General features: G+C 36.2%; 19 protein-coding genes. 12 read left to right on the forward strand and 7 right to left on the reverse strand.

What is annotated here, in order from left to right; translation table 11 throughout:
• Nucleotides 1-55 precede the first annotated feature (55 nt).
• Nucleotides 56-6,073, reverse strand: coding sequence for a DUF7507 domain-containing protein (locus DOS84_RS03830; RefSeq protein WP_111408791.1), 6,018 nt, complete (start codon nucleotides 6,071-6,073; stop codon nucleotides 56-58).
• Between the two features lie 371 nt (nucleotides 6,074-6,444).
• Between DOS84_RS03830 and DOS84_RS03835 the strand changes: the two genes are divergently transcribed.
• Nucleotides 6,445-7,920: a sensor histidine kinase gene (locus DOS84_RS03835; RefSeq protein ID WP_111408792.1), complete on the forward strand. Its 1,476-nt coding sequence runs from the start codon at nucleotides 6,445-6,447 to the stop codon at nucleotides 7,918-7,920.
• On the opposite strand, the gene DOS84_RS03840 is transcribed toward DOS84_RS03835, so the two are convergent.
• Complete coding sequence (locus DOS84_RS03840; RefSeq protein ID WP_111408793.1) at nucleotides 7,921-8,553, reverse strand: response regulator; 633 nt, start codon at nucleotides 8,551-8,553, stop codon at nucleotides 7,921-7,923.
• Nucleotides 8,554-8,758: 205 nt separating this feature from the next.
• Between DOS84_RS03840 and DOS84_RS03845 the strand changes: the two genes are divergently transcribed.
• From DOS84_RS03845 to DOS84_RS03855, 3 genes are all read left to right on the forward strand, one after another.
• Nucleotides 8,759-9,319 (forward strand): 2'-5' RNA ligase family protein, encoded by a 561-nt coding sequence (locus tag DOS84_RS03845; RefSeq protein ID WP_111408794.1) that lies wholly within the window; start codon nucleotides 8,759-8,761, stop codon nucleotides 9,317-9,319.
• A 220-nt stretch (nucleotides 9,320-9,539) separates the two neighbouring features.
• Nucleotides 9,540-10,439: a helix-turn-helix domain-containing protein gene (locus DOS84_RS03850; protein ID WP_111408795.1), complete on the forward strand. Its 900-nt coding sequence runs from the start codon at nucleotides 9,540-9,542 to the stop codon at nucleotides 10,437-10,439.
• Nucleotides 10,440-10,533: 94 nt separating this feature from the next.
• Complete coding sequence (locus tag DOS84_RS03855) at nucleotides 10,534-11,520, forward strand: aldo/keto reductase (protein WP_341537924.1); 987 nt, start codon at nucleotides 10,534-10,536, stop codon at nucleotides 11,518-11,520.
• Nucleotides 11,521-11,579: 59 nt separating this feature from the next.
• On the opposite strand, the gene DOS84_RS03860 is transcribed toward DOS84_RS03855, so the two are convergent.
• Together DOS84_RS03860 and DOS84_RS03865 are read right to left on the reverse strand one after the other, a co-directional pair.
• Nucleotides 11,580-12,284: a LytR/AlgR family response regulator transcription factor gene (locus DOS84_RS03860; RefSeq protein WP_111408796.1), complete on the reverse strand. Its 705-nt coding sequence runs from the start codon at nucleotides 12,282-12,284 to the stop codon at nucleotides 11,580-11,582.
• 81 nt (nucleotides 12,285-12,365) lie between these two features.
• On the reverse strand, nucleotides 12,366-13,400 hold the full coding sequence (locus DOS84_RS03865) for a sensor histidine kinase (RefSeq protein ID WP_111408797.1): 1,035 nt from the start codon (nucleotides 13,398-13,400) through the stop codon (nucleotides 12,366-12,368).
• 196 nt (nucleotides 13,401-13,596) lie between these two features.
• Here DOS84_RS03865 and DOS84_RS03870 point away from each other — a divergent pair, with 196 nt between their 5' ends.
• The 7 genes from DOS84_RS03870 (at nucleotide 13,597) to DOS84_RS19055 (ending at nucleotide 22,158) form a co-directional block, all read left to right on the forward strand.
• Nucleotides 13,597-14,949 (forward strand): TolC family protein, encoded by a 1,353-nt coding sequence (locus DOS84_RS03870; RefSeq protein WP_243636315.1) that lies wholly within the window; start codon nucleotides 13,597-13,599, stop codon nucleotides 14,947-14,949.
• Between the two features lie 12 nt (nucleotides 14,950-14,961).
• The gene (locus tag DOS84_RS03875) at nucleotides 14,962-18,231 is read left to right on the forward strand and encodes an efflux RND transporter permease subunit (protein ID WP_111408799.1); all 3,270 of its coding nucleotides are present in this window, start codon (nucleotides 14,962-14,964) and stop codon (nucleotides 18,229-18,231) included.
• 4 nt (nucleotides 18,232-18,235) lie between these two features.
• Nucleotides 18,236-19,321, forward strand: coding sequence for an efflux RND transporter periplasmic adaptor subunit (locus DOS84_RS03880; RefSeq protein WP_111408800.1), 1,086 nt, complete (start codon nucleotides 18,236-18,238; stop codon nucleotides 19,319-19,321).
• Nucleotides 19,322-19,676: 355 nt separating this feature from the next.
• Nucleotides 19,677-20,039: a hypothetical protein gene (locus tag DOS84_RS18975; RefSeq protein WP_124020617.1), complete on the forward strand. Its 363-nt coding sequence runs from the start codon at nucleotides 19,677-19,679 to the stop codon at nucleotides 20,037-20,039.
• A 135-nt stretch (nucleotides 20,040-20,174) separates the two neighbouring features.
• Nucleotides 20,175-20,723 (forward strand): REP-associated tyrosine transposase, encoded by a 549-nt coding sequence (locus tag DOS84_RS03890; protein ID WP_111408802.1) that lies wholly within the window; start codon nucleotides 20,175-20,177, stop codon nucleotides 20,721-20,723.
• 93 nt (nucleotides 20,724-20,816) lie between these two features.
• Complete coding sequence (locus tag DOS84_RS03895; protein WP_111408803.1) at nucleotides 20,817-21,212, forward strand: carboxypeptidase-like regulatory domain-containing protein; 396 nt, start codon at nucleotides 20,817-20,819, stop codon at nucleotides 21,210-21,212.
• A 517-nt stretch (nucleotides 21,213-21,729) separates the two neighbouring features.
• The gene (locus DOS84_RS19055) at nucleotides 21,730-22,158 is read left to right on the forward strand and encodes a ribosomal eL19 family protein (protein ID WP_165830392.1); all 429 of its coding nucleotides are present in this window, start codon (nucleotides 21,730-21,732) and stop codon (nucleotides 22,156-22,158) included.
• Between the two features lie 88 nt (nucleotides 22,159-22,246).
• Here DOS84_RS19055 and DOS84_RS03905 read toward each other — a convergent pair whose 3' ends face one another.
• From DOS84_RS03905 to DOS84_RS03915, 3 genes are all read right to left on the reverse strand, one after another.
• Entirely contained in the window at nucleotides 22,247-22,504 is a 258-nt protein-coding gene (locus DOS84_RS03905) for a hypothetical protein (RefSeq protein WP_111408804.1), read from the reverse strand.
• A gap of 388 nt (nucleotides 22,505-22,892) precedes the next feature.
• A complete protein-coding gene (locus DOS84_RS03910) occupies nucleotides 22,893-23,705 on the reverse strand; it encodes an SDR family NAD(P)-dependent oxidoreductase (protein ID WP_111408805.1) in 813 nt (270 codons plus the stop codon).
• Nucleotides 23,706-23,812: 107 nt separating this feature from the next.
• Complete coding sequence (locus tag DOS84_RS03915) at nucleotides 23,813-24,466, reverse strand: TetR/AcrR family transcriptional regulator (protein WP_243636316.1); 654 nt, start codon at nucleotides 24,464-24,466, stop codon at nucleotides 23,813-23,815.
• A 455-nt stretch (nucleotides 24,467-24,921) separates the two neighbouring features.
• On the opposite strand from DOS84_RS03915, the gene DOS84_RS03920 reads away from it, so the two are divergent.
• Nucleotides 24,922-25,500 carry a TetR/AcrR family transcriptional regulator gene (locus DOS84_RS03920; RefSeq protein ID WP_111408806.1) on the forward strand — a complete coding sequence of 193 codons (579 nt, stop codon included), beginning with the start codon at nucleotides 24,922-24,924 and terminating at the stop codon, nucleotides 25,498-25,500.
• Nucleotides 25,501-25,513: the final 13 nt, after the last annotated feature.

The raw sequence follows: 25,513 nt of genomic DNA on the forward strand, positions 1-25,513 counted from the left end.
TATTTATTGTTTTTTTATCTGAAGAAATAATAATGATGACTCGAAAATTTTTAAATTAATCTCTGCTTAAATCCAAATAACCCGATTTATCAATTCCGTTACCACTAAAATCTTTGTACTTAACAATATAAAAATACGTCCCGCTTGGCAACCCTTCCGATTTATTGACTGTTACCCTTCCTTCAGAAATACCACTAAAAATTACATTGTCGTTATTATAGCCTTCGGACTCATATACCTTAATTCCCCAACGATTAAAGATTTCTACTGTGTTTTTTGGATAGCATTCTATACCTCGAATGCGAAAGAAATCATTTAAACCATCACCATCAGGAGATACGGCATTAAATACTTCCAGACTACAGCCATCGATACCCAAAACTGTAGGGTCATCTTGTAAAGGACTATCATCATCAGACATATCAACAACTTCTGCACCAGATGGGGTTGTTCCTTTCACAATTGCTTGATTGCTTACAGATCCCTTAATAATATCTTGGAGAGTTAAATGATAAATGCCGTGAAATGATGCACCATCTGTTGCTCCTGCCACTAAGTTTATTGGCCCACCCATAATTACAATTCCTGGTAATGCATCCGTAACTATAACATTCGTAAGAGGTAAATTTCCGGTATTCATAACTATAAAGGAGTAACTTATTGTTTCCCCTATTTCTGCATACCCATCTCCATTATTATCATCAAAGACTGCTTTTTTTAGAATAGCTATAGAGGGAGACTGAGGGATAGCGGTTATTGTGCAAGTCAGACAATTAGAGTTTATTGGACATACAACACATGGAGTAGGATCTTCAGACAAAGCTGTAATTGTTGCGTTTGCAGAAGAAATCGCCGATGCGAAAGCTGAATTATAAACATATCCTAATGCAATATCTGAATTGGTAATTGAATACTCTGCCGTAAAAGTGATACCATCGGAGGCGCCTGCGGCCAAAGTATTCAAAACACCTCTAACCGCAGGTACATTGTCGTCTTTTATTGTAATGTTTCTTATAGCTGTATTACCTGTATTAGATATCGTAAACGTATAATTAACAACATCACCAATATTAGCTATACCATCTTTATTTTTGTCTTCATAAATTCCCTCTTTCATGATTTTAATATTAAAAAGGGGATTCACTATAGTAACTGTTGGAGTGTCATTTATAACCGTTGTCCCTGAAGTATCGGTTACTGTTCCAGCCGTTGGCGCAGTTCCTACTACAGTTGCACTGTTGGTCACTTTCCCGTCATCAATATCTGATTGTTTGATTGTATAGGTTGCAGTCGCAGTACCGATCCCATTTGGTGTCAATGTACTTGGAGTTACAGCTAGATTCACACTACCTGTTAATGGGTCATTTACAATGATATTGCTCAAAGTCGTATTTCCGGTGTTAGTCACTGTGAAAGTATAGGTAATCAAATCTCCCACAGTTCCTGTTCCGCCCAATACTCCAGTTTTTACCAAAGCAATACTTGGGCTTGGAGTCAAAGTGGTTACTGTCGGAATATCATTGGTAACCGTTGTTCCTGAAGTATCTGTTACTGTTCCATTGGTTGGTGTAGTTCCCGTTACCGTGGCGCTGTTGGTAACTATTCCGGCATCAGTATCCGATTGTTTGATTATATAGGTTGCAGTCGCAGTACCGATTCCATTTGGTGCCAATGTACTTGGGGTTACCGCTAGATTCAAACTACCTGTTAATGGGTCGTTTACAATGATATTGCTCAAAGTCGTGTTTCCTGTGTTGGTAACCGTAAAACCATAAGTGATAACATCACCTACTGTTCCTGTTCCACCAACTGCTCCTGTTTTGACCAAGGCAATCCTTGGACTTGGAGTCAAAGTCGTTACTGTCGGAGTATCATTGGTAATCGTTGTTCCCGAAGTATCGGTTACTGTTCCACCCACTGGCGTAGTTCCCACTACCGTGGCGCTGTTGGTCACTTTCCCGGCATCCATATCCGATTGCTGAATGGTATAAGTAGTAGTTACTATTCCTATTGCATTGGGAACCAATAAACTTGGAGTTACCGCCAAATTCACACTGTTCGTCAAAGCATCATTAATAATAATATTACTTAATGTGGTATTTCCTGTATTGGTCACCGTAAATGTATAGGTAATCATATCTCCTGCCGATCCAGTTCCTCCAACCGCCCCAGTTTTCACTACAGCAATGCTAGGATTTGGAGTCAATACAGTTTCAGTTGGGGTATCGTTGGTAATTGTTGTTCCTGAAGTATCGGTCACTGTTCCGCCCGTTGGTGTGGTTCCTGTTACAGTAGCGCTATTGGATACTTTCCCGGCATCCATATCCGATTGCTGAATAGTATAACTAGCTGTTGCTGTTCCAATCCCGTTTGGTGCTAATATACTTGGAGTTACCACCAAATTCAAGCTGTTCGTCAAAATATCATTGATGAAGATAGTACTCAAGGTCGTATTTCCTGTATTAGTAACCGTAAAAGTATAAGTAATCATATACCCTACTTCTCCTGTTCCTCCTATTACTCCAGTTTTCACCAAAGCTATGCTTGGATTTGGTATCAAAGTGGTTACTGTTGGGGTATCGTTGGTAATCGTTGTTCCCGAAGTATCGGTTACAGTTCCGTTGGTTGGGGTGGTTCCTGTTACCGTGGCGCTATTGGTCACTTGCCCAACATTAACATCCACTTGTTGGATTGTATAAGTTGCAGTCGCAGTACCGATCCCATTTGGTGCCAATGTGCTTGGAGTTACCGCTAAGTTTGTACTTCCCGTCAATACGTCGTCAATAAAAATGTTAGTCAATGTAGTATTACCGGTGTTGGTCACCGCGAAAGTATAGGTAATTACATCTCCTGCTATTCCTGTTCCGCCAACTGCTCCAGTTTTGACCAAGGCGATACTTGGACTTGGAGTCAAAGTCGTTACTGTCGGAGTATCATTGGTAATCGTTGTTCCCGAAGTATCGGTTACTGTTCCGTTGGTTGGAGTAGTTCCTGTTACAGTAGCAGTGTTTGTTACTTGTCCGGCATTCACATCCGCTTGCTGAATCGTATAACTAGCTGTTGCTGTTCCTACAGCATTTGGCGCCAATGAACTTGGTGTTATTGCTAAGTTTACACTGCCTGTCAATAGGTCGTTGACAATAATATTGGTCAAAATAGTATTTCCTGTGTTAGTAACTGTAAAAGTATAGGTAACGATATCTCCTGCCATTCCTGTTCCTCCCACAGCTCCTACTTTTACCAAAGCAATACTTGGAGAAGACACAAAAACAGTAACAGTAGCTGTATCACAATTTGCTGGGTTTAATTTTTCACAAATAGTATAATCTACCGTATAAGTTCCTCCTGGAGTATTTGATGCTACCAACACACTCCCGTCTGTATTTACAGTTAATGGCCCATTCGGAAAAGAAGTCATAACAACATCTGATGCATTTACTGGACTACCGTTTAGAGTATCATTAGCATAAACATTAATCCCTGTATTACCTCCAGTTGCTCCATAAATTGTTCCCGTGTTGGTATCATTTATTGCATCAATTAGCGCTGCCGTCACATTTACTGTTACGATAGCCGAATCACAAGTCAATGAATTCAATTTGTAGCAAATTTGGTAAGTAATAGTATAATTACCCGCAGGAGTTCCCGCAGGAATAGTTATAATTCCTGTCAAAGGATCTATAAAAGGCACGAGTGCTCCAGCTGACATTGGGGTGGCTGGGGTGGTTATTGATAAGTTAATGTCACTAAGCGTGACTGGAGTTCCATTTATAGTGTCATTCGTCAACACATTACCCGCATCGATATTCCCAGTAGCTCCAATAATTGAAGGCAGAGGATCATCGACAGCTTCAATAACAGCACAAAATAATGTACCCCCACTGGTACTTGCAGTGTTAATAAATGCTCCATATACATTAATGTCATTAATTACACTTGCAAGCGACCCAACACTAATCCTAACTTCGTCAAAAGTTTGAGTGGTACTGAAACCTACATTATAAATTCCGGAACCAGAACCATAAGGAGTCAATAAAGACAGATTTAATAACTGCGAAGCACTTTTTGATTCCCTAAACACTCCATCCAAATAAGTGGAAATTGTTAAAGAGTTAAATAAATCCAACTGAACCAAACTGTTCAAGTCCTTTATTGTAAATCCGGCAAAAGTTCCCACAGGATAAGTTGATAATTGATCCAGAACGGCAATAGAAGCAGGTGCTATTACTCCCGCCGTAACCAAAATAGTAGCAAAATCTGTAGTGCTTGCTGTCAATACATTATTGGTGTTATTCACTGCACACGCTACACAAGCTACACCATTCACACCTGTTTTGCCACTATCAATGACTACTGGAAATGTTGGATTCGTTAATGCATAAGTCTTGTTACATTCCAAAGTTACTGGACACAATTTTTGAAAAACAGCATTATAAACATTTACAACGCCTAAATTTACAGTTGCTGTATTTGCTATAGTAATACGAGCTTCATCAAAAGATTTAGTCGATACAAACCCAATAGTTTTTATGCTACTTCCCACCAAAAGATTGGTGCCAACAGTGGCTAAAGCAGAATTCCCAAATTTAGTCTCCTGAAGTACTCCATTGAGGTAGGTCCTTATAGTAACAGCATCAAGGGCATTTACATTCAACAATGAAGGATTTTCAACCGTAAAACCAACAAAAGAACCTATCGGATAATCCGTTATCTGATCCTTTACCGAAATACTGCCACTGTTTCCAACACTTGCCGTTAAATTGATTTGCGCAAAATTTGATCCATTTTGATCTATTAAATTCTCCGAATTACTTATAGAACAAAGCGCACAAACCAAACCATCTATGCCAGTATTTATGCCGTTAATATAAACTGGATATGTAGGTGCCACCATTTCAGTTTGTGTATTACAAGCTAAATCTGGTCCAGCACAGAAATTTTCAAAAACAGCACTGTAGACTCTTGTTGAACCCAAACTCAAAGCTACTGTTTGATTAATTGAAATCTGAACTTCATCAAATGATTTTGTTGATACAAAACCTACTTTATATCGACCTGAATTATTTAGCAAAGCACCATTTACAACTAAATTATTACCAAAGAATTGGTCTTGTGGTGCTCCGTTTAGATAGGTTGTTATACGTATATTTCCTAAAGCCGAAACGCTTAGTAAATTGGAATTTTCTATTTCAAAACCAGCATAAGTGCCAAGGGGATAATCCGTAAGTTGATCTTTTACAGAAATACTGCCTGAACTTGCAATACCTGCTGTTAAAGTTATTGTGGCATAATCTCCCGTACTGGAGCTAATCACATTCTCAGCATCAAAAATATTGCCTACTGTAACACCCGAAACACCTGTATGAGAAGCCTCTATACTGACGGGGTAAGTTGGAAGATTCATTGGAGATGCAGTATTGCAACTCAAGGCTGGGCCTGCGCAATAATTTCTTATTACAGGATAATAAACATCAACAGTATTCAACAGGCCAACTAAGCTTCCAACGGAAATTTCAATCGCATCAAAGCTTTTTGTCGTATTGAAACCCAATACATAATTATTTCCTGAGCCATTTAGCAATCCCAAACCCAAAAGCGAAGAACCTGTAGCTGTTTCTCTCAGAACACCATTCAAATAAGTTCTGATCGTAATGGAGCCCAGTAAATTTACACTCAACAATCCACTAACATTGATTCTGTATCCTGCATAAGTGCCCGCAAGATAATCCGTATCATTATCGGTAACTCTATAATTTGCGGAGCCAGCAACACCGATGGAGACAGATGCAGTAGCAAAATTATTCAAATCAGCGTCTATAAGTCTTGATGCATTAGAAGCTGAACAAAGCAAACACAATCCACTAAGACTACTTGTCGCAGACAAATTACCAAAAGTACTATCAATAAAAGGAAGTGGAGTTTCGGTATTGCATTGAGCCAAAATATTCGTTGTAGCAAACAGATAGAATATCATTGAAAACAATACTCTTCTGAACACTACTTTAATAAGTACTTCTAATGCAATGGATTGATCTAATTGATTAATCGAAAGGGTTGGGTATTTTTTTCTCATACAATAAAGAATTAAACTTTTAAACAAGACCAGGTTCCTAACTATTTTTATATTTAACAACAAATAGATATTAGGCGTAAATACATTTAACAAAACATTTATTATATGTTTAATTTTGACATATAAAATTGTATAGTGACTCAAAGAACTTATTACTACAGTAAAATTATTGCATTATAAAAGAGCATAGCTAAAATTCTCACAAACAAAAACCGATAATTGTATAGAATTAGTACTAGAAGAAAATTAAATTAGTACTATATTTTTGTCAGAATTAATCTAGATTTAAAATACAGTTCATTCTTACTATAAAAAAGTAAAAAACATTAACTTAATTTCTTAAATTTCAATTTCAAATAATATAAACGATTATGACCGAAATCAAGAAAATCAAAAAATCAAAAAACCACAACATAATCCTTCTATATATTATACTGTTTTTTTCATGCACCTCGTTAATTGTTATAAACTACATCACGATTAGAATTTTATCGGCATCAAGGGCATATATAAATGGCGAATCCCATTATTCCAAAGGACAGAATAAAGCTTCACGCCATTTAATTACTTATTTATACACCGAAAACAATAAAAGCTGGGAATCGTTTAACAAAGAAATAAGCGTTCCCTTGGGAGACCAATTCGCAAGAGTCGCTTTAACTAAAAACTTAAATGACAGCATCACAAAAATAGGATTCAGGGCAGGGAGAAATAAAGAAGGAGATTTGGATGACTTAATCTGGGTATTTAAGAATTTTAATTCCGTTCCGTTTCTAAAAAAAGCAATTTTGGAATGGACAACTGCTGATGAATCGGTTAATCAACTACATATAATGGGTGTTGAAGTTCACGAAAAAATTATATCAGGTAAATTAGATGAGGAAACAAAGCATAAACTTTCATCAGAAATCAGTTTAATATGTGAAAGATTAGGTGCTGCAGCAGATAGATTTTCAAATATTGTTGGTGATGGTACACGAGAAATTAAGGACAATTTAATTATCATAAATATTTTTTTCATATTAATAATAATCAGTAGCGTAAGCATTTATTACGTCATCACATTAAAAAAAATAATAGCTTCTGAAAAAGATCTTAAGAGTAAAAAAGAACAATTACACGACATTATAAAGGACTTAGAAAAAACTAAAATTGAATTGTCTACAGAAATAATTCAACACAAAAAATTAATAGGAACTATAAGCCATGATATAAAAAGTCCCTTAAAATATTTGGCAATGACCAATAAATATATTTATGAAGAATCTATAAGTTATGATGACGAAAAATTTAAAAAAATGACAAAATCTGTTTATTCATCAACGCTCCAATTATTCAATTTCATAGATAGCCTACTAACCTATTCCAAGATATTCTTTGGAGGTAATTCTTCAGAGAATTCAGATTATTTTTTAAAAGAACTGGTGCAGACAAAATGCAATTTATTCCATGAAATTGCAGAGGCATCAAACAATATTTTAATAAACGAAATCGATAAAAATATTACCACAAAAATAAACAAGGACATATTGTCTGTCATTCTGCACAACATTCTTGACAATGCCATAAAAAATACCGAAGAAGGAGTAATTAAAGTATACAGCCATATTAAAAACAAAAAACTATACTTGGTTGTCGAGGATTCAGGAAAAGGTTTTAAAGAAGAAGACTTAATATATTACAATGAATTGAGTAATCAACAATCTGCAGAGAAATTGATGCTAAGAAACAGTGGAATTGGGCTACATATGATTGTAGAATTAATTCATATACTTCATGGTGATTTAAAATTTTATAGCGAAGATGGTAAAGGCTCTAAAATTGAAATAATTACAGATCTGAACTAGTCAACCCTTGAATTTTTTAAATAACTCAGACAGCTCAATAATATTGGTTATATGTGTTTTTTTAAAGATATTTAATTTATGCGTGCTAACTGTGGTCATTTTTATATCCAATTCATTGGCAATTTCAAGATTACCATATCCTTTTACAAGAAGCTCTGCAATTTCAAATTCACGGTGGGTAAGATCTTCCAACGGATTATTACTTTCTCTTTTGTGCTGGGAAAATGCAATAAATTTATCCAGAATATCAGTAGAAATATATTTTCCTCCTTCCAAAACTGTTTTTACAGCTTTGACAATGGTGTCACTATCGCTCAATTTGTTCAAATATCCATTAGCTCCCGCCTGGATATAACGAAAAGCATAAATTTCTTCTTCATGAGCAGAAAAAATTAATATTTTTACATCGTTTTGCAGTTCTCGTAAATCATCAACCATATAGCATTTTTTTCCGCCTGGCAAATTGATATCCAATATCACTAAATCGAAACTGACCTTACCGCATTCAGCAAGTGCTTCCTGAAAATCATTGGCCCCAAAAATTTGAACACTATCTATTTCGTTTTCCAATAAAAGTGACATTCCAGATCTTACAATAAAATGATCATCTACAATAAGTATTTTTTTAATCATATAAAAAAAATTAATTTAAAATCTATTATAAACGAAATAATAAAACCATCAACTATAATTTCATTTAAAAAAAACACTACAGTAAAACAAAATCTCTCAAACTTTATATCAAAAATGAAGTTTATAAACTACTAATATAATAAAAATTTAACCATACAACTCTGAAATATATTAATTTTATTCACAGTATTAAAAAGCATTACCTATGGAAAAGTTATATTCGCTTGTCATTCACCCTCCCGAGTCTGTTCTTACTTTGGTGAAGTCTATGAAAGAACAATTGGCATCTGAAGTAGGCTGGTTCAACAGTAAAAATTCAGTGGGACATATTACCATCTGCGAATTCAAAGCGACGGAAAAGGGAATTGAAAACATCAAAAAACAAATCAATAAAGTGTGTGATACACTGTCACCGGTTGAAGTGCATTTAAATGAATTTAATTCCTTTCCAAACGGTGCTTTTTTCATTGCACCCGACAATGATTCCAAAAAAAAATTGAAGCATATCATGAAACTCTTTCATAAATCACTGCTCATTCCCAATATGCTAAAAAGCGACAATCCACATCTCTCCATTGCCCGAAGACTCAAACCCGAAAATCTTACCAAAGCCAATCGTTTATTCACCGAAATAGATCTTAATTTTGTTTGTGACGGAGTGGTTTTACGGCAATTTGACGAAAACGTAAAACAGTTTTTTGTAACCGATACTTTCAAATTTAACAACAATCCGCAGTCCGAAATGATACAGGAAACGCTTTTTTAGGAGCCATTTCCAGCTGTCCACTATATCTGTTGCCCCTCCCGTCTTTTGGGACGAGACGGGACAACAGGATGCCGTTTCCATCTGGGCTAGGGCATTTAGTATTCATAAATTCATTTTGATTTGAAAAGTGAACAAATACTTAAAGCTACTTTTAACAGGCTAATCGTTAATATTATTTAAAATCGAATGGTTTTTTATTTGAAATTCGTAATTTTATCTAATGAACAAAGTCGAAACCATTGCCGAGTTTTATCAAAGAAAGTATGATTTCATGCCCGATACGCTGCGCAAGGAAATTGGACATTTTAATGTATTCAAATTAGAACCTTTTACAGGTAATACTACCAAACCTGTACCCTATAAAAAAAGGGATTATTACAAAATAACATTACTCGTAGGTGAAAGCACCATCCAATATGCGGATAAAGCCATTAAAATACAAAAACAGGCATTGGTATTTTCAAATCCACAAATTCCATATAGTTGGGAACATACAGAAAAAATGCATCACGGTTATTTTTGCATTTTCGAACAGTCCTTTTTTCATCAATATGGAAACCTCAATCAATATTCCCTTTTTCAACCAGATGGAAACCACGTTTTTGAAATTACCGATGAGCAATTAAAAACAATAACTACCACCTATAAACGTATGATTGAGGAAATTACTTCCGACTACATTCATAAATACGACGTACTCAGAACCATTGTTTTTGAGATTGTTCACTTCGCTTTGAAAATGGCTCCTTCAGCTAATTTGCCTAAACATCCACTCAATGCTGCCCAACGTATTTCCACTTTATTTTTAGAACTGTTGGAACGTCAATTCCCTATTGATAATCCGCGCCAAATACTTAGTATTCGCTCTGCTTCTGATTATGCCGAAAAACTAAACGTCCATGTGAATCACCTCAACAGAGCTATAAAAGAATCTACAGACAAAACCACTTCGCAGATTATTGCCGAACGTGTTATGCAGGAAGCCAAGATTCTGCTAAAACAAACCGCCTGGACAGTATCTGAAATTGCTTATGCATTAGGTTTTACAGAAGTGACACACTTCAATAATTTTTTCAAAAAACACGTTCAACTAAGTCCAATGAAATTTAGAAATGTTTGATTTTCGTAATTTATCGTTTCTTTTTCGTTATTTATCAAACTAGCTCCATCCTACCTTTGCAACCTACAATTTACTAATTAAAAAACTTAAGGATATGGAAATGCAAAAAAGAAAATTAGGAAATAGCGGACTGGAAGTTTCCGCACTTGGATTAGGCTGTATGGGACTTAGTTTTGGCTATGGCCCTGCAACGGATAAAGAGGAGGCGATAAAATTGATTAGAGCAGCCTATGAGCAGGGAATCACTTTTTTTGACACAGCCGAAGCCTATGGAGCAGACAACGAAAAATTATTGGGTGAAGCTTTGGCTCCTTTTCGTAAAGAGGTAGTTATAGCAACTAAATTCGGATTTAGAGAGGGCGATGCCACCAAAGGCCAGGACAGCCGACCAGAACGAATTAGAATTGTTGCTGAAAAATCATTACAGCACTTAAAAACAGATGTAATTGATTTATTCTACCAACACCGTGTTGACACTACTGTTCCAATCGAAGAGGTGGCTGGAACCATACAGGATTTAATCAAAGAAGGCAAAATTAAACACTGGGGACTTTCGGAAGCGGGTGCAGCAACTATTCGCAAAGCGCATGCTGTTCAACCTGTTGCGGCTCTTCAGAGTGAGTACTCTCTCTGGTGGAGAGAACCTGAAGTGGAAATCATTCCAACACTTGAAGAATTAGGCATTGGTTTTGTTCCGTTTAGTCCATTGGGAAGAGGTTTTTTAACTGGAAAGATTAGCGAAAATACCACATTCGACAGCACCGATTTTAGAAACAACTTACCTCGTTTTTCCCCAGATGCACGCAAAGCCAATCAATTACTGATTGATTTGCTGAACACTATTGCGACGGAAAAAAATGCAACTCCAGCTCAAATCGCATTGGCTTGGCTATTGGCACAAAAACCTTGGATAACACCGATTCCTGGAACTACAAAACTACACCGATTGACCGAAAATATTGGAGCAACAAATGTAGCACTCAACACTTCTGACTTACAAAAAATTGAAGAAGCAGCCAGCCAAATACAAATAGAAGGAGCACGCTATCCTGAACATTTGCAAAAAGCAGTGGGAAAATAATTTGAGAAAGTGAAAACAAAATAAAAATTGGTCTGAGTGATTTAAAAAACAAGTTTTTATTAAATTGCTTTATTCTTCAATCTATCGATTAATTCCCTTTTATAAGTAATCCCAATAGGCAATCTTTCATTTTTAATGATGACAAAATCTTTTTCGGTGGTATCAATTTTATCCAATGCAACAATATAGGATTTATGGATGCGCATGAAGTTTTTTTCAGGAAGACATTTCTCAAATTCGCTGGTCGTAATCGAAGCCAAATACGTTCTTTTTATAGTGTACAATTTTACATAATTACCAAAGCTCTGTGCAAACAAAAGCTGGTCTAGTTCGATATCAACAAAATAACCGTCCACTTTTACACTTACTGAATTGATTGCGTCTTCTTCAACTTTAATTGCGTTTTCAGTTAAAAAAAACCTATCAATAGCCTTTAAAAATCGGGGGAAATAAATGGGTTTTAACAAATAATCAATAACGCCATAATCATAACTTTCGAGCGCAAATTCAGAATAAGCGGTAGTTAAAATAGTTTTGGGATGGGTAGGAAGGATTTTCAACAGTTCCATTCCAGAAATCTCGGGCATGTTAATATCCAAGAACATCAAATCAACTTTATTTTCACGGAGATAATCCATGGCTTCAATGCCATTATAACCTTGAAAAACCAATTCCAATTGCGGATTTTGCCTGATGTAATTCGCCAAAACATAATGCGCGGCCGGCTCATCATCAACAATAATACACTTTTTGGGTTCTTTCATCTGTTTATAATTTGTTTTTTATCGGAGGATGTAACGCCTAGATAATAATTCCCCTGTGTGATGTTAATCATGGGCGTTTCATTATACTGTCTTTTTGAGTTGTAATTTCAAATCTACAATATACGTATTTTTGTCATCTTGAATATCTAATTTATAGTCTTTACCGTAAATTAGATTCAAACGTTCAATGGTGTTTTTTAGACCAATTTTCGTCGAAATCACATCCGTTTTCTTTGGAATTGAATTCACGACATGCAAATGCAACAAACCGTTTTCAACAGTGATTATGATTCGGACAAAACATTTTTCTATAGCACAAGTTCCGTGTTTGAAAGCATTTTCGATAAAAGCAATCAGTAACATCGGCGACACTTTATAGGCATTTTCATTGTCAATTTTACAATCATAGGTAATGTCGCAACGGTAACCTACACGTTCTTTCTCCAGTTGCACATAACTGTTTATAAAATCAAGTTCGTCTTCAAGAGACACACATTGTTTGCTGTTACTTTCGAGTTGATAGCGCATTAATTGCGACACTTTCATAATCAAATCAGATGTTCTTTCAGGAAATTCTAAGCTGATTCCGTAAAGTGTATTGAATGTGTTGAATAAGAAATGAGGGTTCAATTGTCCTTTAAGTGCATTCAACTGCATTTGATTGAACAATAAAGCTTCATCCGTTTGTTTTTTATGAATTCTATAAAATTTAAAAACAATTATTGGGCTCAAAATACAAACCAAAGTCCCTAAAACACTCGCCAATTGATATACATAGCTTCTTTGATGCGAGTTTTGATACAAATGACTTTTACTGAAAATATCCAAAGTAGACATTTCAAATAAAAGAACCGAAAATACTAATACTCCCAATAAAGTTAAAGACAAATAAGTTAATGGTCTTTGTCCCTTAAATAGTACTGGAAGCAGAAAAAAACGGTTGAATTGGGCGTGCATGTACAAAATGAGATAGAAAGAAATCCCCATTAAAATAGATGCCAAAGAACTAAATAACATCCAATCGTTCTTTAACGTATAAATCGTAAATGAAAAACCAACAACGGCAATTTCTTGCCACCATTTGTTGTCCATTAAATTATCAAATTTTTTATTCATCAGAAATACTTAAATAGGTTGCAAATTAACCACTAATTTTTAGTTTTTATTTCTAATAAATGACCAATTGAATTGGTCATTTATAATCGTATTACATCATTTAAGAAAGCTTATTTCCCTGTAAGTGAAATAATTTTGTGCCACTAATTATATTTTGAATTTTATGTGTTTTAAAAAAATCACTATATTGTTTTTCATGATTTTTGCCTCCGTGAGTTACTCACAGACCTTGTCTTTGAAAGAAGCCATAAAAACTGGTCTTGAAAACTTTGGCTCTATCAAAGCAAAAAACAATTACGCCAACGCTTCGCGAGAGACTCTCAAACAAACTCGTCGCGATTATTTACCCAATCTTAATCTATCTGCCCAGCAGGATTACGGAACTATCAATGGGCAAAACGGTCCTTTATATGGATTTAATGGTTTAGGAACTGCTTCTTCCGGTCCAGCATTGACAGAACAAAACTGGAACGCCGCTTTTGGCGCTTTGTATTTGGCCAACGTGAATTGGGACTTTTTTACTTTTGGAAAAACCCAGGAAAAAATCAATCTGGCCAAAATTGATGTTCAGAGCCGTGAAAATGACCTGCAACAAGAACGATTTCAACAAGAGATTAAAATTTCCTCGGCTTATCTGAATTTATTGGCCAGCCAAAGATTATTGATTTCACAGCAAAAGAATTTAAGTCGTACCGAAGTTTTCAGGAAAAATGCTGTTGCAAGGGTAAAAAATGGATTACTTGCCGGAGTAGATTCCACTTTGGCGACCGCCGAGGTTTCTAAAGCTAAAATTGCCTTAAATCTGGCCAAAAATTTAGTTAAGGAACAAAACAATAAATTAGTCGATTTGATGGGTATTGCTCCTCAAGACATCGTCACCGATACCGTTTTTGTGAATCGAATTCCAAAAAACATCGTAATGGATGAAAAAGCCAGCGACAGTCTGCATCCTTTACTTCAATTCTATAAAACAAAGATTGACTACAGCAATCAACAAGTCAAATTGTACAAACGATTTTACTATCCGACGATGAGCGCTTTTGGCGTTTTGCAAACACGAGCTTCTGGCTTTAATGCAAACTACGCATTGGATAGAAATTCCTTTAGCAGAAATTATTTGGATGGCGTTAATCCTGACCGTTCCAATTATTTGGTAGGAATAGGAATCAGCTGGAATTTGACTACTCCGTTTAGAACGAGCAAACAAGTGAGTGCACAAAAATTTGTTTCGCAAGGTTTACAGGAAGAATACAACCAAGCGGACCGTGAACTAAAATCACAATTGACATTGGCCGATGACAAAATAAGAATCACACTTGACAATTATGTGGAAGCCCCTATTCAGGTAAAAGCAGCCGCTCAGGCCTATTTGCAAAAATCAACTTTATACAAAAATGGTTTAACCGATTTGACTGATTTGACACAAACGCTGTTTATTCTAAATCGTGCCGAAATTGACCGTGACATCGTCAACAATAATGTTTGGCAATCGTATTTGCTAAAAGTAGCCGCAATAGGCAATTTTGACTTATTTATAAATGAATTTTAATAAAAGATCCTGATGAATTTAATACGATTTGCACTCCGCAAACCCATCTCCATAATGGTACTGGTAGCAGGCTTATTCTTTTTTGGAATAGGTGCCATACAAGATATCAAAGTGGATATCCTACCCAAAATGAACCTTCCGGTAATTTATATAGCGCATCCTTTTGGAGGATATACTCCTGACCAAATGGAAGCTTATTTTGGAAAAACCTACGTGAATATTCTTCCTTTTGCCAATGGTATAAAATCAGTGGAGACCAAGAATATCCAAGGTTTGATGATTATGAAATTAACCTATTATGAAAACACCAATATGGCACAAGCTGCTGCCGAATTGGGTGCGCTTTCCAATAGAATTCAAGCGGCATTTCCTCCTGGAACACAACCGCCTTTTATCATTCGTTTTGATGCTTCTTCATTACCGATAGGACAATTGGTTTTGAGCAGTAAAATCAGGTCCAACAATGAATTACAGGATATGGCAAACGTATACGTTCGTGCTTCCTTTACTTCCATTCCCGGTTTATTGTCGCCGGCTCCCTTTGGCGGAAGCCCGAGAACAATCGAAGTAAATGTTAATCCTGATTTGTTGCGTTCCCATAATATGACACCTGATCAAATTGTGGAAGCGATACGACTAAACAACCTTACCGCTCCTTCCGGAAACGTGCGAATTGGAGATAAAAACTATATCACACCTACAAACAATACGATTAAAGAAGTTAAGGATTTTGAAAAAATTCCGTTGTTTAAAGGTGGAGTTCAAAACCTGACTTTAGGCGATGTGGCTACCGTAAAAGATGGTGCCGATATCACGGCAGGTTATGCTTTGGTCAACGGAAAACGTTCGGTTTACATCAGTATTGCCAAAGCGGGCGATGCTTCAACTTGGGATGTGGTTAAGAAACTAAAAGCTGAATTACCAAAAATTCAAAGCACACTACCTGAAGACGTTAAATTGTCTTATGAATTTGACCAATCCGTTTATGTAATCAATTCGGTAAAAAGTTTAATTACCGAAGGAATTATCGGAGCGGTATTGACGGGATTAATGGTTTTATTATTTCTTGGAGACAGAAGAGCCGCTATAATTGTGATTTTAACGATTCCGATTTCTATCATTTCAGGAGTTTTATTCTTGAAATTATTTGGACAAACCATCAACTTAATGTCCTTAAGCGGACTGGCTTTGGCGATCGGAATTTTGGTCGATGAAAGTACAGTAACCATTGAAAACATTCACCAACATCTCGATATGGGAAAACCCAAGGCACTCGCTATTTGGGATGCCTGCAAAGAAATTGCGTTACCAAAATTACTGATTCTGCTTTGTATTTTGGCCGTTTTTGCCCCTGCCTTTACGATGGTAGGAATTCCGGGAGCGTTGTTTTTGCCTTTGGCTTTAGCAATTGGATTTTCAATGGTATTTTCATTTTTATTATCGCAAACCTTTGTACCGGTTATGGCCAATTGGTTGATGAAAGATCATCCAAAAACAGCCCACGCACCAAATATTACAGATGATGAAGCCGAGTTTAATGCTTGCGGATTAACACCTGAATCAGAAAAAGATATCATCAGCCAAAAAAAGGTTATGGTTGAAAGAGATGATTTTAATAATGACCATAAAATAAGTCATTTTGAAAGATTCAGAATTCGATTCATGAAAACGCTGGACCGTCTTTTTCCATACAAAAAAGCGGCTACTTTCGGGTATCTTATCGGAATTACACTTCTTGCCATAGTCTTCATTACTTTTATTGGAAAAGATGTTTTCCCAAAAGTAAATTCGAGTCAGTTTCAGCTTAGAATGAGAGCTGCAGACGGAACACGATTGGAACGTACTGAAGAAAAAGTGGTTTTGGTTTTGAAAGAATTAAACAAAATGGTGGGCAAAGAACACGTTGGGATTTCATCGGTTTATGTGGGGCAGCACCCTTCTTTATTTTCCATTAACCCGATCTATTTGTTTATGGCAGGTCCGCACGAGGCCGTTTTTCAAGTCAGTTTGAAAGATTATGAAACCGACATGGAAGATTTTAAAGACGCGTTTAGAGCCAGAATTAAAAAGATTCTGCCTGATGTGAAAATCTCATTTGAACCCATCGAGCTTACGGACAAAGTATTGAGCCAAGGTTCTCCTACTCCAATTGAAGTTCGAATTGCCGGAAAAGACAAAAAAAGAAATGAATTGTACGCCAATCAAATTGTCGAAAAATTAAAGAAAATATCCTATTTCAGAGATGTGCAAATTGGACAGCCAATTCATTATCCTGCAATGAATATTAACATAGATAGAACACGTGCAGCCGAATTAGGAGTTGACATGAATGATATTTCACGCTCTTTGGTCGCTTCGACATCATCTTCAAGATATACCGAAAAAAACACTTGGATTGACGAAAAAGCGGGCTTGTCCTATAACGTTCAGGTGCAAGTGCCTTTGAACCAAATGAAAAGTAAAAATGACATTGATGAAATTCCGCTGTTAAAAAATTCGCTTCGTCCTGTTTTGAGTGATGTGGCTACAATCACACCTACAGTTGTAAGTGGTGAGAACGACAATTTAGGAGCGATGCCTTATATCACGGTTACCGCAAACACCTATAAAACCGACTTAGGGAAAGCGACTAAAGATGTGGCGGCCACGATAAGTTCATTGGGGGAATTACCTCGTGGTTTGTTTATCGAACCAATTGGAATGACCAAAGTATTGAACGAAACATTAAGCAGTTTACAACTCGGATTATTAGTTGCCGTGTTTGTAATTTTCTTAATGCTTGCCGCTAATTTTCAATCATTCAAAGTTTCTGCTGTTATTTTGACAACCGTTCCGGCCGTAGTTTTGGGAGCCTTATTAATGCTGACCATTACAGGTTCAACGCTAAATTTACAATCGTACATGGGAATCATCATGTCGGTTGGGGTTTCAATCGCCAATGCCGTTTTGCTGGTCACCAATGCCGAACAATTACGAAAACGAAATGGTAACGCACTAGAATCCGCAAGAGAAGCTGCGGCATTACGACTTCGACCTATTATCATGACCTCTGTGGCCATGATTGCGGGAATGTTACCTATGGCGATTGGCCATGGCGAAGGAGGCGATCAAGTTTCTCCATTAGGAAGAGCCGTAATTGGTGGATTATTATTTTCGACTTTTACAGTATTGCTGATTTTGCCTTTAATTTTTGCCTGGGCACAAGAAAAAACATCCATAAAATCGATCTCTTTAGACCCTGAAGACGAAGAAAGCGAACATTATATTTCATCCCTAAAATAATAAAATGAACACTAAAATATTACAACCGACCGCGCTATTTTTTGTAGCACTATTTATTCTAAGCAGTTGCAATTCGAATAAAAAAGAAGAGCCTGTTGCCGAATTAGAACCTAAAATGGAAACCTTTTCTTTGGCAAAATCAAAACTGACCACCGACTTGCGTTTACCGGCCGAATTATCCGGTTTTAGCCAAGTGGATTTATATGCTAAAGTGAACAGTTATGTAAAAACACTCAAAGTAGATATTGGTTCTGATGTAAAAAAAGGGCAATTACTTATTGAACTGGAAGCGCCCGAAATCAGTTCGCAATTATCGGCTTCTGAATCTCGCCTGCATTCGCAAGAAGCAGTCTATACTGCCAGCAACAGCACCTACCAACGATTGCTTGAAACGAGCAAAGTTGAAGGAACGATTTCCAAAAATGATTTGGAATTGGCTTTGTCCAAAAAGAATTCAGACTTTGCGCAATTAGCCGCTGCTCGCGCTGGGCACAAGGAAATCAAATCGATACAAGACTATTTACAGATACGAGCTCCTTTTGACGGAAAAGTAACTGCACGAAATGTAAACACTGGCGCTTATGTGGGACAAGGAGCCCAAATTCCGTTGCTGACTGTGCAGGACCAGAAGAAACTTCGCTTATCATTATCTGTACCTGAAGCATACACAGGTTACCTAAAAGTGGGTGATATGATTGGATTTAATGTAGTGTCTTTACGTGGCGAAACATTCCAAGCTAAAATTAGCAGAATGTCGGGAGCGCTAGACCTCAAACTACGCTCGGAACGTGTCGAACTGGATGTAATCAATGCTGATGAAAAATTACTTCCGGGAATGGTTGCCGAAGTGATCCTACCACTTAACAGCAAAAAAGAAACTTTTGTTGTTCCTAAATCGGCGGTTGTGAATACTGCTGAAGGAATCTTTTTGATAAAAGTAGTCAACAAAAAAGCGCAACGCATCAAAGTAAGCCTAGGACTTGAAGTTGATGATAAAATTGAAGTTTTCAGTGATTCATTGCAACAAAATGATGTTTTGCTCAGTAAAGCAAATGAAGAAATTAAGGACGGTGATGATATAAAGGAATAGTTTTTAATTAGGTTAATTTGGGAAGAAAGTGCTGTAAGACTTAGGTTTTACGGCATTTTTTTTAGGAGCTGATTCCTGCTATTCGCTTGTATCTTTTTTTGGTCTCGTTAGAAAAAAACGAGACCAAAAAAAGGATATCGCTTCTATCAGGGCTAGGGCTTTGGTAATTTATAAGATGATTTCACTCTATCTCACAAATAAAATTCTCATAATAATTTGTAAAAATTTTTCCTATATTAGCTAAATAAACATCCGCAGCTTTATGCTACAAAGCCAACCCAAATTGGGGGAATTGGAGCTATTTTATTGATGGTATATACAAATTTAGCGGTAAGCATAAAAAAGATATTTTCGAATGAAGAACTGTTTTTATTTATTGACAATTATAGGATTCTTCTTTTTTTCATGTGAGCAAGAGCAGATAAAGTTTAATCAAAATCAATGGAACACTCCTGATGATATACTTTATAACCATAGAGAGACTATGATTAAAGATTTGCAAACAAATTATCTAAAAAAAGGAATGAAACTGAATGATGTTGAAAAATTACTTGGAGAAAATCAATTGACAGGTGAAGAAGATTCAATACAACTCCAATATGAAATTTATACTGATTATGGTTCTGATATTGATCCTGTTGAAACAAAAACTTTTATTGTGAATTTTAAAGCTGACTCAACTCTAATTAATACCCATGTATATCATTGGACAAAATAATGCTTACTGCTAACAGGTACAATGGATTTAGACAATAGGTTAATGGAAAGTTGGTTTTGTATTTATAATATTTTGCCCCGCTAGCGCGAGCGTCCCGCTCGTGCCCGCAATCTGAAGAAAACTTATTTTAATAATATGAGCGAAAAGTACAAGTTTGGAGAAAAATCGGGAGCTTATTTTATAAGTTTTGCTACAGTGAATTGGATAGATGTTTTTACAAGAGACGTTTATTTTTCGACTATCACAGAATCTCTAGATTTTTGCAGAAAAAACAAAGGAATGGAAATTTATGGATATTGTATTATGCATAGTCATGTTCATTTAATCTTCCGTTCCGCATTAGGTGATCCATCAGGATTAATTAGAGATTTCAAAGGCTTTACATCCAAAAAACTATTAAAATTAATAGAAGAGAATCCACAAGAAAGCAGAAAAGAATGGATGTTGTGGATGTTTGAAAGAGCAGGCAAAAAAAACAGCAATGTAACCTTTAGACAGTTTTGGCAACAAAACAATCATCCAATTGAAATGTGGTCATTGAAAGTATTTGAACAAAAACTAAATTACATTCATAATAACCCAGTTGAAGCAGGATTTGTAACAGATCCCATAGAATGGAAATATAGCAGTGCTAGAAATTATGGCAATAATGACCATACAATTCTGGAAATAGATATAAATTAATTTTGATTGCGGGCACGAGCGGGACGCTCGCGCTAGCATAGGTAAATAAACATAAATTTGCAATAGACACAAGCGGGAAGAAATATCTACATTATGAATAAAATATTTTTTTTACTATTACTTTTTACTGCTTTTTCTTTCGGTCAGGAAACAAATACAAACACTAAAATAATCAGAGGTTTTGTTTTTGAAGATTATTGCCTGCCAGCACAGGTAGAAGTTAGTGTAAAAGGAACAGATGTGAAAACGTTTACAGATGCAGATGGAAAATTTACTATACAGGCAAAAGTTGATGATGTTTTAGTTATTTCATCTTTCGGAGAAAGACCAATTGAAATTACTGTAACTGAAAAAAATTGCTATACAGCCCAATTATTCAAAGACACGGGATTATATTACTATACCAAAAAAGGCGCTAGAAAAACAAAGAAAATCAGGCGCAAGACAATACGAAAGTATAAACAAGGCTTTTATGATTGTAACGACTAACGATATAATAAAACAGACCCGCTCGTACACGCAAAGCACAACAATACAATCCCCCGCTCGTGGACGCAAAGAACATCATTTTAAACAATACAAAAAGATAATAGTAAGATTAAGGACAACTAATCCTAAAATGATATTTTAGAATACTGTTACCTGAATTGTGCGCACGAGCGGGACGCTCGCGCCAGCTGCCACCCATTCCAATTATCACGACCAATTTACTTTTCATATTTTCTTTCTTCGTTGATGTACTATGTGGGCACGATTATAAATCCTCAATCACGTTTTAAGAATGGAACGCCATAATAATATTAGGGTGTGCCTATCGATTGTGTAGGCGTCACCTTCATTTTTGATAGGCACGCCTACCACTTTAGTAGGCGCGCCTATCGATTTCATAGGTATCGCATTTGATTTTGATAGGCGCGCCTATCAATTTTGTAGGCACCTCCTTTGATTTTAATAGGCGGGCCTATTGGATTGTTTAGGCGTGCCATAGTTTTAGATAGGCTCGCCTATGGTTTTGGTAGGTGCGCCTATAGTTTTGGTAGGTGCGCCTTTGGTTTTGGTAGGTGCGCCTTTGGTTTTGGTAGGTGCGCCTATGGTTTTGGTAGGTGCGCCTATGGTTTTGGTAGGTGCGCCTATGGTTTTGGTAGGTGCGCCTTTGGTTTTGGTAGGTGCGCCTTTGGTTTTGGTAGGTGCGCCTATGGTTTTGGTAGGTGCGCCTATGGTTTTGGTAGGTGCGCCTTTGGTTTTGGTAGGTGCGCCTATGGTTTTGGTAGGTGCGCCTATGGTTTTGGTAGGTGCGCCTATGGTTTTGGTAGGTGCGCCTATGGTTTTGGTAGGTGCGCCTATGGTTTTGGTAGGTGCGCCTATGGTTTTGGTAGGCAAGCTACCAAAACCCCGCTCCTCAAAATCTCCCGAGTTATTCCGTGATTGTCTTTAGAATTCAACGCATTTCAAAATTGCAAAAAAGCGAAACAATCCATACAAATTGACTTTTTGTAAAAGACTTTTGGTTTGTTAATTTATAGTTATTTATGACGATTTGAATCGGAAGGATTATCAAGTTCATCATTTACAATTTTCAAATTTCCATCAACGTCAAACTCGTCATCTTCTAAATCTAAAACTGTATTTAAATTATCATTTGTTTCATTGGAAGTAGGGTCTTCCAACGGATTTGGGTTGTTTGGGTTGTGACCGTTTCTTACCGTAAAACCTTGCTCGGCAATTTCAGCTAAAGTTTGATTTTTTTTACTCTTATCAAGTTGATTGTCTCTCTTTTTCATAATCGTTGTTTTTAAAATAACTATTATAAAATTAACCTAAAACAAGATAATATAGTTTCAACCAAAACTTTTATTGTTACATAATTATCAGCTTTTTATATTTAAAAATCTCCTTATGAAAAACTAAATTTCTCGTTTAGCCCCGATGGAAGCGATATCTCCCGATTTAGAAAAACAAGGCTTTTTAGCCGTAGTTTTTCTAAATCGGGAATTTAGCGGACAGCGGGACTAAAGATCTTTATGAGAATAGATTTTCTGCTCCTAAAAATAATCTCGCTATTCTCCAGCTCCCAAAGAGTTCAATGGAAACATCTCATCATGAAAAAAACGAGACCATTTCTAAAAAGAAACAATCCCGTTTAATCAACTAAAAAAATCAGAGTATAATTTATCTGTGTGCGGCTGCAGAAACGTCAGCCCATTCCTCCCAGGTAGCAATTTTTTGTTCGTAGGTATGTTTAGCGAATGGCAAGGCAACTTTTCCTAAAAATAGACGCAAAGGTGGGTTTGAAGCTTCAACCAGTTTAATGATCGCCGGAACTGTAGCACTTATTGTTCCGAAAGTATCAGGATCATGTCCATCTACAATTGCTTTTTTTAGTCCATCATAAGCATCGATGCTTTGGCTGTTGAATCCATTACCCCAAATATCAGTTACATAACCATTTGGTTCTAATAAAGTTACATTAGTTCCGAATTGTTTTACCTCTGAAGCCAACGTTTCAGTTAGACCTTCAACGGCAAATTTAGAAGCGTTGTAAAGCCCTAAAACGGGTAAAGCGACAATCCCTAAAATAGAAGAAACCTGAATGATGTGACCGCTTTGTTGCTTTCTCATAATCGGCAGAACGGCCTGTGTTAACCATAAAGTTCCGAAGAAATTGGTTTCGAATTGTGCTCTTGCTTCGCTTTCGCTGGCTTCTTCAACAGCACCGTTTAAAGCATAACCGGCGTTGTTAATCAGGATATCGATTTTCCCGAAATGCTCTTGTACTTTTTTCACTACTTCAAACGATTCTTCACGTTTGTTTACATCTAATTTTAGCGGTAAAATGGCATTTCCATATTGTGCTTTTAAGTCGGCTAAGGTGTCGATATTTCTAGCTGTTGCAGCTACCTGATATCCTTTTGCTAAAAATGCTTCTGCCCAGACTCTTCCGAATCCTTTTGATGCTCCTGAAATTAAAATTGTTTTTGACATGGTTTCTAATTGTTGATTATTAATTATTAATGTTGTTACTATTGAAATTGTTTTTTGTTATTATTGTTTTAAAAATGACCTTTCGGTCATTTTTTTGATAAAAAAAATTAGAGGCTATTTTCCTCTATCATTGATTTTAGGGTACTGGTGATTATTTTCATCTTATCATTATTGCCTGACATTCTTGAGATTAAATGACCGCCTTCCATCATGGCAACGATTACGGTGGCAAATTCGATTGCATTCCAATCCGCTCTGAATTCAGAGTTGGCAATTCCTTTGCTTATGCTGGCTTCTAATAGCTTCTGATTTAAGTTGATACCCTTATTTACTTTTTCTTTTATAACAGGATTAGTGTCATCAGCCTCTGTCCCGAAATTCAATAAAGGACAACCTCCGGTAAGGGGTGGATTTACAGCATTACTGAAGAAATCGATATACGTAAACAACTCCTCTTTCGCTGTTTTGCTTTTGGCCAGTCTCGCCATTAATTTATCTCCCAATACTTTCATATTGTAATCTACGGCAGCACAGGCAAGGACTTCTTTATTTTCAAAATGAACGTACATGCTTCCTTTAGACAATTTGGTAGCTTCCATAATATCACTCATAGCCGTTGCTGCAATCCCTTTTGTGTTAAAAATCGGTGCTGCTTTTTCAATGATGAATTGTCTGGTTTCTTCGCCTTTTGCCATGATAATTGTTTCTTCACTTTTTATACCCAGAAGAATTACAGTGCAAATATATGACCGATTGGTCATATATAAAAATTTTTTATCATTTATTTTTGATAGCAGTTATTTTTATCCTGCCAGACGAAGTCTTCTAAATACAAAAATATGTGCTGGCGCAAGCGGGACGTTCGTGTCAGCACGGAGTACAGCAATACAATCGGCTAAAAGTTTTATGAAAAACTAAATTTCTCACCTAGCCCCGATGGAAGCGATATCTCCCGATTTAGAAAAACAAGGCTTTTTAGCAGTAGTTTTTGTTAATCGGGAATTTAGCGGACAGCGGGACCGAATATGTTTATGAAAATGAATTTTCTGCTCCTAAAAATCATGAAAAGCTCCCCAAATTCAACAATAAATGGAATATTAATTTGAATTAAGGCATATTCAAAAATGGCTCTTTTGAAAAAAAATAAAAAAAATATCGATTCTGAAACGCTTGTTTCAAAAATAGTTTTACATTTGCAAAATAATATTTAAGTCTTATGGCTCGCTGTGTAGAATTTAACGAGGTCGAAAAAATTGAAAAAGCAATGAATGTCTTTTGGGAAAAAGGATATAATGCTACTTCTATGCAGGACTTAGTGGATGCTATGCAGATCAACAGAAGCAGTTTATACAACACCATTGGCGACAAGCATCAATTATTCATGAAATGCATTGGCAATTATTTTGATACTGCCATGTGTGAATTAAAAGAAAAAGTAGCCAAAGAAACATCGGCCAAGCAAGCATTAATCAAGGTTATTAGTGATAAGGCAGATTGGATTGTATCCTGCGACAAAGGCTGTCTAGGAATGAAAACTATTTTCGAAATTGCTCCGGAAGACAGCATAGTACGAAATGTGATGAGCAAAAATAATGATATTTTCATCGAATTTATGGCAACAATAGTTCAGAAAGCAATGGATGACGGTGAAATGGATGATACCGAAGATGCAGCATTAATGGCCGAATACATTGCCACTTCTTTTACAGGATGGAAGCAATCGTACATTCTTCATAAAAATCCCATCAAAATCAAAAAAATGTCAGAATTCCTGATTAAAAATATATTTAAATAACCCTTTTTTTTTT

Origin of the sequence: Flavobacterium aquariorum, assembly GCF_003254745.1 — a bacterium.
In the GTDB taxonomy this organism is placed as follows: Bacteria; Bacteroidota; Bacteroidia; order Flavobacteriales; family Flavobacteriaceae; genus Flavobacterium; species Flavobacterium aquariorum.

Bases quoted from the DNA above. Each gene is read 5' to 3' on its own strand.
- DOS84_RS18975 (WP_124020617.1), top strand. From the start codon at position 19,677: ATGAAGAACTGTTTTTATTTATTGACAATTATAGGATTCTTCTTTTTT.
- DOS84_RS03880 (WP_111408800.1), top strand. From the start codon at position 18,236: ATGAACACTAAAATATTACAACCGACCGCGCTATTTTTTGTAGCACTA.
- DOS84_RS03865 (WP_111408797.1), bottom strand. From the start codon at position 13,400: ATGAATAAAAAATTTGATAATTTAATGGACAACAAATGGTGGCAAGAA.
- DOS84_RS03910 (WP_111408805.1), bottom strand. From the start codon at position 23,705: ATGTCAAAAACAATTTTAATTTCAGGAGCATCAAAAGGATTCGGAAGA.
- DOS84_RS19055 (WP_165830392.1), top strand. From the start codon at position 21,730: ATGGTTTTGGTAGGTGCGCCTATAGTTTTGGTAGGTGCGCCTTTGGTT.
- DOS84_RS03850 (WP_111408795.1), top strand. From the start codon at position 9,540: ATGAACAAAGTCGAAACCATTGCCGAGTTTTATCAAAGAAAGTATGAT.
- DOS84_RS03875 (WP_111408799.1), top strand. From the start codon at position 14,962: ATGAATTTAATACGATTTGCACTCCGCAAACCCATCTCCATAATGGTA.
- DOS84_RS03855 (WP_341537924.1), top strand. From the start codon at position 10,534: ATGGAAATGCAAAAAAGAAAATTAGGAAATAGCGGACTGGAAGTTTCC.
- DOS84_RS03890 (WP_111408802.1), top strand. From the start codon at position 20,175: ATGAGCGAAAAGTACAAGTTTGGAGAAAAATCGGGAGCTTATTTTATA.
- DOS84_RS03915 (WP_243636316.1), bottom strand. From the start codon at position 24,466: ATGACCAATCGGTCATATATTTGCACTGTAATTCTTCTGGGTATAAAA.
- DOS84_RS03840 (WP_111408793.1), bottom strand. From the start codon at position 8,553: ATGATTAAAAAAATACTTATTGTAGATGATCATTTTATTGTAAGATCT.
- DOS84_RS03905 (WP_111408804.1), bottom strand. From the start codon at position 22,504: ATGAAAAAGAGAGACAATCAACTTGATAAGAGTAAAAAAAATCAAACT.
- DOS84_RS03860 (WP_111408796.1), bottom strand. From the start codon at position 12,284: ATGAAAGAACCCAAAAAGTGTATTATTGTTGATGATGAGCCGGCCGCG.
- DOS84_RS03845 (WP_111408794.1), top strand. From the start codon at position 8,759: ATGGAAAAGTTATATTCGCTTGTCATTCACCCTCCCGAGTCTGTTCTT.
- DOS84_RS03870 (WP_243636315.1), top strand. From the start codon at position 13,597: ATGATTTTTGCCTCCGTGAGTTACTCACAGACCTTGTCTTTGAAAGAA.
- DOS84_RS03835 (WP_111408792.1), top strand. From the start codon at position 6,445: ATGACCGAAATCAAGAAAATCAAAAAATCAAAAAACCACAACATAATC.
- DOS84_RS03920 (WP_111408806.1), top strand. From the start codon at position 24,922: ATGGCTCGCTGTGTAGAATTTAACGAGGTCGAAAAAATTGAAAAAGCA.
- DOS84_RS03895 (WP_111408803.1), top strand. From the start codon at position 20,817: ATGAATAAAATATTTTTTTTACTATTACTTTTTACTGCTTTTTCTTTC.
- DOS84_RS03830 (WP_111408791.1), bottom strand. From the start codon at position 6,073: ATGAGAAAAAAATACCCAACCCTTTCGATTAATCAATTAGATCAATCC.